The sequence below is a fragment of the Sphingobacterium sp. InxBP1 genome, assembly GCF_026191775.1.
In the GTDB taxonomy this organism is placed as follows: Bacteria; Bacteroidota; Bacteroidia; order Sphingobacteriales; family Sphingobacteriaceae; genus Sphingobacterium; species Sphingobacterium thalpophilum.
In genome coordinates this window covers 520,066-527,516 of the sequence record NZ_JAINDX010000048.1, presented here as the reverse complement: position 1 = coordinate 527,516, position 7,451 = coordinate 520,066, and the positions used below count along the sequence as shown (strand labels likewise).

The window sequence follows — 7,451 nt, the reverse complement described above, 5'->3', positions numbered from 1 at the left end:
TTCGGTCTTTCTGCCTTCTTCGCCCTCTTTGAGTGCTCGAACAATCTGGCTTTCTGTAAAACGTGTTTTTTTCATTTTATTACTTAAATCTAAACATTTATGTCCAGTTTTAAGCTGTTTGATTTTTTGGGACACTTACATAACGGCGACCCACTATAATATGATCGAATATATTTATCGACACGATCATTGTATCGTCAAACAGATTGCACAGGCATTTAACATAAGCCCGCCTGCAGTTTCCAAACAGCTCAAATTTTTGATCGCCAATAATCTCATTGAGCAGCAGCAGTCCTCGGCCGACCGCCGTATTTTCAATTTGAGCGTAACGGATCAAGGCAAATTCATTATCGATAATTCGGAGAATTTCAGGGAAACAGTGGCCAAAGAAGCGGCTAAAAGCCTGTCGGAAGAGGAATTAATTAAGCTGAGCGAATTGCTTAATAAGGTGTTGACCGTGATAAAAAAATAAAAACCATGGACTGCTGTCCGGAGCTTTACATTCGGCGGCGGTTTTTGCAATATTGCTGTCTATCGATGTTAGAACGGACAGAAGCTCTTCGGTGTCTGGATCAGTTTTGAGTTCCTTGATCACTTCGGATCCTTTTTTACTTCCTTTAATATGGTCGTCCACAATAAGAATGTCGGGATCAATAGCTGCAAGCTCTTCGATTGATTCAGGTTACTAAGTGATTGAATGAGTTGGAAAAGTAGAAATAGTAAGCGGACCAAACTTAAGGATAGTTTGGTCCGCTGGGTTAAAAAAATATCATGCATTAATAATTCTTATGCATGTTTTTATTGTTATCCTGCCTTGTTACACGTTAACTCAACGACTTTGTGAAACAATACATGCTGCAGATTGCCCATGAGATTACACATTAACCAAACGCTATTAATGGCTTAACTGTAATTTTCCGATAAAGGGGCGGTTATCAACAGTTAGAATAGCTTCTTTAAGGGAATAGCATAGCTGGTAGCTTTCGTTCAGTGCCTTTTTGCTAGCTTCTATTTTGTCTTTTTCAACCTTGTCGACAATCCAGGTTGGGTTTAACGGATCGGAATTAAATTTGGTGATTAATACGGTAAATCCTTCTTTCTGAGCACTGATTAAAGTGTCTTTTGTGATGTCTACTATTTTCATAGTGAGATAATATACAAAAAAAAAATGAAATAGGATGTGCCAAGTTGAGTTGATGACCTGGTCGACGTCCGGACAATTTTAACGGAAATGTACCTTCTTTTATGGATCGGGCGCTAAAATTTGGCGATTCAGGCATCGGAATACCCGTCGTAAAGTAGATCGCAAAAAAAATATATGTAACTAAACTTTTTATCTTAATTTTATTTTCCATTGAGGTGGTCGCACACAAAATTTAGCCAATTCTTTGGGTCAATGGTTTTATCAATAAAGACGTCTGGTTGTAATCCGATATCGTCTACAGGGAAGTATGGAATACGGTAACTTTTAGATAATCCATAATACAGTTCAATATCGCCACATGGAGATGTAACGATATTTACATTAGAAATATCAAGCATCCCTTTGGTTGTTCTACCGTACAATTTTACCTTTTTACTTTGCATGGCAGTCAATAGAAATTGCTCTGTCGTGCTCCCGTTGTTTTCATTGATAACGATCCCTATATTTTTGGGGTAAGGCTGAATGGTATCCAGCTTGGTTATGTTTACTTTTTTATTGAATAAATCGACATATTCACCTTTATTGGCCTGCAATTTTTCGTAGTAGTTTTTGAACGTTTTTTTAGACTCCTCGTCAAAATCGGGGTTTTGGCTAAGCTCCAACATGCGTTGATTATTTAAATCTGTCGAGTAAAATAATGCACCTACGGTTCTAATCGGTTGTGTGTATAAGAAGGGGATAAGGCTACTATAACTCGCATCACTTCCGCCTGGATTATTTCTCACGTCAATAATAAAGTTTTCGGTCGATAAGATGGTTGCTCGGTTGGCCAGTATAATGCTGTCAATCGCCTTCTTTTCGGTTATTTCAAAATCAGGAATACGGAGGTAAACCGTGTTTTCATTTAATGTTTCGAAAAATGGCTTTGTGGCGTTTAATGGATTTAGGTCCTTTTCAATCGGCTGCTTATTTTGTTCGGTAACCTTTTCGGCTTTCTTTGTTTTTCCAATATAATTTACGCCGATATGTCCATTGCGAAAGAAACGGATCCATTGATTGAGCAATGTAGCACATTCCTCATCATTGGGCAATAGTTTTACTTTTTTGAGATACATCGCATTGTGCAATTCATAGGCATCCCGGCCCTTTTTGCTGACGATGTATTGAAAACCGGCATCATTCTCTTCAAACGTTTTTTTTACCCACAAAAAATTGGATTCACAATTGCAGTTTTGGGCGAAATTTAAGATAGGTAAACTTAGCAATAGCCATAAAAATAGTACGCGTGTGTTCATGTGTATAATCAGAAATGTTAATAATTGTCGATCGCACAAATATAGACTAAAAGTGTAAAAAACACGCTTATACAACGAAGAAAAATGCTGTAATATGGATAAATCCTATTGCTGATTTTGATTCGTCTTTATTAAAACTATAGTGGGACCTTGGCTGTCTATACTGTACAATTTACAAGATGCAAAGTCTGCTATATAATGGTTTACGCGGGTCCCTGTATAACCACTAGGGCATATCTTATGAAACTATAACCGTATTAAAGATTCGAAAAAATGAAAAAGAAAATAGTCATTTGCGATGATGAACTTCTTATTTTAGATGTATTAGCAATTGCTTTAGAAAGTGACAGCGTTGAAGTGATTTGCACATCAAAAAGTACGGAACTGATCGCCCTCATTGAAATTGCGCAACCTGACCTGTTGATTATCGACCTAATGATGCCCTGGTTGACCGGTGATGAACTTGTGCGCGAGCTAAAAACAGGGCAACAATATAGCCACATGCCCATTATTATGATGTCTGCTAGTGCTAGAGCGCCAAGAGTGGCCGCCGAATGCGGAGCAGATGCTTTTCTGGCAAAGCCATTTGAACTTGACGATCTCTATGATTTAGTAGAGAAAGTGATGTAAGCGGGCCAACCTTAAAAATGTATCGGTTTGTCATGAAAAAAGTAGGCAGAAAATATTGCGGCCAACTTAAAGTCGCAGTTTCGGGCTGGTAGTCACTTTGTTAATTTAGCTTAATGTTTGTTAAATCGAACCATACTTTAAGCAAACATTGCTAAATAATTCGTTATTTAGGTATAAAAGTAAACAGGATGATGTCCGACTTTAAAAAAAATATGCACCTGGCAAATCGCGCCGGATTTGGGATGAGCCTACAGCAGATTCCCATTTTTGAACAGCAGTCTACTGCAGTCCTCTGGAAGCAATATGCCCAGCAACGTGAATTTCATCCGATCAGTTTCAATACGGAGCAGACCGATTTCGACTATACTGCACTTTCCAAGTTGAATGCCGCAGAAAAAAAGCAGGTTCAACAGCTCAACCGAAAGCGTAATATTGAAATCAACCTCAACTTTCTGAATGAAATGGTGCATAGCGAAGATCAGCTGAGGGAGAAAATGTCCTTTTTTTGGCACGGCCATTTTGCTAGCCGGGTTATCAACTCCAATTTTAGCGCTCATATCCTCAACGAAATCAGAAAAAATGCGCTCGGAAATTTTCGGGATTTGCTGTTTGCCGTTTCCAAAGCTCCGGCTATGCTCAATTTCCTCAACAACCAGCAGAATAAAAAAGATCACCCCAATGAAAACTTTGCCCGCGAAGTGATGGAGCTCTTCACGATGGGGCCTGGTAACTATACCGAATCGGATGTAAGGGAAGCTGCACGCGCATTTACGGGCTGGTCGTATGATAAGGATGGCCAGTTCCTGGAGCGTAAAAAGTTTCATGACTCGGGCCGCAAAACATTTTTGGGGAAAACCGGGAATTTTGACGGTAATGCCGTGTTGGATATTATCCTGGATCAACCCGCTACGGCCCGTTTTATCACAGCAAAACTCTACCGTTTTCTAGTCAATGAACAAGTGGATCAGGACACCGTCGTTTTGTTGAGTAGAGATTTCTACGATTCTGGATATAATATCAAGCAATTGCTCGACCGCATGTTTACAGCAGCCTGGTTTTACGACTCCAAAAATGTAGGCAACAAAATAAAGTCTCCAGTGGAACTCATGGTCGGTATCATGCGCATGTTACCCATGGAAATAGCGAATCCTGAAAACCTGATTGTTTATCAAAAGTTGCTGGGGCAGATGCTCTTGTATCCGCCGAATGTGGCGGGATGGCCGTCGGGAAAAGCCTGGATCGACAGCTCGACCTTATTGCTCCGGATGCAGATTCCACAGATATGGACCGGCCTGCTGCCGCTGGACCTTGATGCGCAGAATGACGACGACCTCGATATGGGGATGAAGCAGTCGCGGGCCATGGCTAAGGCCTATAAAAACCCCAAAATTTCCATTGACTGGGCTGGGGTCGAGGCTGTGTTTGCCGACCGGGATCCCTTTGAGCTCTTGCTGTCGCAGCAGCCTTCGTTTGGTAAGAAACTGCGCGATAGCTACGCTGGTGGAAGCCGGCGTAGAACTATTATTGAAGTCATGAGCATCCCCGAATATCAACTTTGTTAATTGTAAATAGGAAGCCATGATCATCAAAAGACGCCAATTTCTCAAAGCAGGCTCACTCGCAACAGCATCTGTACTGCTGCCCAATTTCTTAAAAGCCATGTGTTTGCCCGAAGCGCTGGAAAGGGGACATAAGGTGTTGGTCATCTTGCAGCTTAGTGGCGGCAATGATGGGCTGAATACTATTGTGCCGATACGCAATGATATTTATTTTCGGGAACGGCAGACGATTGCGGTCAATAATGCGCTGGCCCTTACGGATGAAGCGGGCATTCATCCGGCTTTACCTTTTTTCAAGACACTTTATGATCGTGGCGAACTGGCTGTACTCAACAATGTCGGCTATCCCGATCCCAATAAATCGCATTTCCGCAGCATGGATATATGGCATAGTGCGAGCCGAAGCGACGAGTACCTGGAGAGTGGTTGGATAGGCCGCTACCTGGATCAAGCCTGTTACGCCTGCGATCATCCGACGCAGGCGCTCGAAGTGAATGATATGCTAAGTCTTGCTCTCAAGGGAAAACAGAAAAAAGCGTTTGCGTTTAAAGACCCTAAGAAGCTTTATCAGACCAGCCGTGAAGAATACTTTAATACACTCTATCAGGAACACCAGCATCAGCATGAAGAGGAAACAGTAGCCTATCTGTATCAAACCCTGGGTGATACGATCAACAATGCCGATTATATTTTTGAACAGAGTAAAGCGAGAAAAACCGCAGCAGCATACCCCGATTCGGTGCTTGGAAAGGATCTAAAGACGGTATCTTCCTTAATTAAATCAGATATCAATACACAGGTATATTATCTGCAGATCGGTAGTTTTGATACGCATATCAATCAGCGGCAGCGGCAGGAGAGCCTATTCCACACCATCAACGATGCCGTGGAGGCTTTTGTGGACGACCTCAAGAAAAATGGCCTTTTTCAGCATGTCATGCTGATGACCTTTTCGGAGTTTGGGCGCAGGGTGACCCAGAATGCCAGCAATGGCACTGACCATGGTACGGCCAACCAACTTTTCTTTCTATCCGGAGGCTTGAAAAAACAGGGGCTGCTCAATGCCTTGCCTGACCTGACCCAGCTCAATGAGGGGGATCTCCAGTATACGGAAGATTTTCGAAAAGTATATGCAACAGTGCTGAAAAACTGGCTACATGCGGATTCCGCCAAAATAGTGGGATGGAAAAATGGGATTTATGATTTTATTTAAAAACACCTGCTTATGGATAGGTATTTATACGCTTTTTTTTCCGATAAGCAGTTTTTTACCTGAATTGCGTGATGGGCTTTGATTTACAGAATTTATTAGAGATATTAGTTCTATAAACTTAAAATTTGAGTCCATTACACAACCTTTCGGAAGAAACATTGATTCTTTTGCTTAAGAAAAAGAACCAGCAGGCCTTTAGCTATCTCTACGATAACTATGCGGACGCCTTGTATGGCGTAGTTTGCCGGATTGTAACTTCTATTGAGCACGCAGAGGAAGTTATTCAGGATGTTTTTGTTAAGATCTGGAAACATATTGATCATTTCGAGGCAGAAAAGGGAAGGTTATATACATGGATGATCAATATTGCGCGTAACGCCGCACTGGACTACCGGAAATCAAAGGCAGCAAAGAATGATTTGAAAAACCAATCCCTTTCCAATATCGTAAATAGAGAAGAGGAACAAGATCAAAGCCAAAACGAACGATTTGCGCGTACTGACTTTATTGGATTTAATAATATTTTAGATAATTTAAAGCCTGAATGCCGCATTTTGATTGAAATGGCCTACTATGAAGGATACACCCAACTGGAAATCGCGCAACAGCTCGATATTCCTTTGGGGACCATAAAAACACGGACTAAAGCTGCGTTTTTACATTTAAAAAAATTGTTAAAAGAATATCGTTGATTTTGGATATCGAAGCTTACATATCATCTGGGATTATTGAATCGTATGTATTAGGACTCGCTTCCGAAGAGGAAGTAAGTATCCTGAACTGCATTCGTAAACATAATTCCGCAGTGGATGAAGCAGTAATCGAAGCTGAAAAAATGCTCGTGAACTTGGCTGAGATCCAGGCGGTGGCACCGCCAATTCCTCTGAAGGAAAAAATCTGGGCTAGGCTTGAAGATGAAAACCTCATTGCGAAAAATAATTCAGCACATCTTGCTCCAACGGTGATTACTTCATCGGATGAATATGATAAGTCACGAACAAATTCCAGTACTGAAGAGCAGACGGCTCAGATCGTATCGGTAAGATCTTATGGGTGGGCAATCGCAGCAAGTGTTTTGTTTGTGCTCAGTGCTGGTGCGAATTTAATCTTTTATCAGCAGCAAAAACACGATAGACAGATGCTTGCTCAAACCAATACGCAGCTAGATTCAAAGCAAACTACGTTAGCTGTATTGCAGGACAAATGGGCACTCATTCAGAATCCGGCAATCAAAACGATTTCTTTAAAAGGTATTGAGACCAAACCAGATTTGCACGCACTAGTTTACTGGGACCAGCAGTCTAAAGCAGTATACTTGAGTCTTGAACATATGCCCGTTCCTCCCAAGGGTAAACAGTATCAGCTCTGGGCCATGGTAGACGGACAGCCGGTCAGTGCTGGTGTATTTCCGGTGGCTGCCAGCAATCAGATGGTCAGTAAAATGCTTGATGTTGCCAAAGCACAGGCCTTCGCCATTACGTTGGAGGATGAAGGTGGAAAACCTAGCCCTACGCTAACTGAGCTCTGCGTAATGGGAAATATCTAGCACCTTATTCTCTTAAATTTTTCACTGTCGTTCAGGATTTAATAGCACGAAAAAGCCCCAATTT

At 41.6% G+C, this 7,451-nt stretch carries 8 protein-coding genes; 6 read left to right on the top strand and 2 right to left on the bottom strand.

The genetic code is table 11. The features are described from left to right. Positions 1-28: 28 nt before the first annotated feature. Positions 29-472, top strand: coding sequence for a MarR family winged helix-turn-helix transcriptional regulator (locus tag K7A41_RS20065; protein ID WP_322784042.1), 444 nt, complete (start codon positions 29-31; stop codon positions 470-472). A gap of 423 nt (positions 473-895) precedes the next feature. On the opposite strand, the gene K7A41_RS20060 is transcribed toward K7A41_RS20065, so the two are convergent. Together K7A41_RS20060 and K7A41_RS20055 are read right to left on the bottom strand one after the other, a co-directional pair. After that, positions 896-1,144 (bottom strand): hypothetical protein, encoded by a 249-nt coding sequence (locus K7A41_RS20060; RefSeq protein WP_265715162.1) that lies wholly within the window; start codon positions 1,142-1,144, stop codon positions 896-898. Between the two features lie 200 nt (positions 1,145-1,344). Next, positions 1,345-2,352 (bottom strand): S41 family peptidase, encoded by a 1,008-nt coding sequence (locus K7A41_RS20055; protein ID WP_265715161.1) that lies wholly within the window; start codon positions 2,350-2,352, stop codon positions 1,345-1,347. A gap of 360 nt (positions 2,353-2,712) precedes the next feature. Between K7A41_RS20055 and K7A41_RS20050 the strand changes: the two genes are divergently transcribed. The 5 genes from K7A41_RS20050 (at position 2,713) to K7A41_RS20030 (ending at position 7,387) form a co-directional block, all read left to right on the top strand. After that, positions 2,713-3,069, top strand: coding sequence for a response regulator (locus K7A41_RS20050; protein WP_265715160.1), 357 nt, complete (start codon positions 2,713-2,715; stop codon positions 3,067-3,069). A 188-nt stretch (positions 3,070-3,257) separates the two neighbouring features. Next, positions 3,258-4,631, top strand: coding sequence for a DUF1800 domain-containing protein (locus K7A41_RS20045; protein WP_265715158.1), 1,374 nt, complete (start codon positions 3,258-3,260; stop codon positions 4,629-4,631). Positions 4,632-4,647: 16 nt separating this feature from the next. Next, the gene (locus K7A41_RS20040; RefSeq protein WP_265715157.1) at positions 4,648-5,841 is read left to right on the top strand and encodes a DUF1501 domain-containing protein; all 1,194 of its coding nucleotides are present in this window, start codon (positions 4,648-4,650) and stop codon (positions 5,839-5,841) included. Positions 5,842-5,966: 125 nt separating this feature from the next. After that, entirely contained in the window at positions 5,967-6,533 is a 567-nt protein-coding gene (locus tag K7A41_RS20035) for an RNA polymerase sigma factor (RefSeq protein ID WP_265715155.1), read from the top strand. Next, positions 6,530-7,387 carry an anti-sigma factor gene (locus K7A41_RS20030; protein ID WP_265715154.1) on the top strand — a complete coding sequence of 286 codons (858 nt, stop codon included), beginning with the start codon at positions 6,530-6,532 and terminating at the stop codon, positions 7,385-7,387. The genes K7A41_RS20035 and K7A41_RS20030 overlap by 4 nt, the downstream gene beginning before the upstream one ends. Positions 7,388-7,451: the final 64 nt, after the last annotated feature.

Bases quoted from the DNA above. Each gene is read 5' to 3' on its own strand.
- K7A41_RS20045 (WP_265715158.1), top strand. From the start codon at position 3,258: ATGATGTCCGACTTTAAAAAAAATATGCACCTGGCAAATCGCGCCGGA.
- K7A41_RS20050 (WP_265715160.1), top strand. From the start codon at position 2,713: ATGAAAAAGAAAATAGTCATTTGCGATGATGAACTTCTTATTTTAGAT.
- K7A41_RS20060 (WP_265715162.1), bottom strand. From the start codon at position 1,144: ATGAAAATAGTAGACATCACAAAAGACACTTTAATCAGTGCTCAGAAA.
- K7A41_RS20040 (WP_265715157.1), top strand. From the start codon at position 4,648: ATGATCATCAAAAGACGCCAATTTCTCAAAGCAGGCTCACTCGCAACA.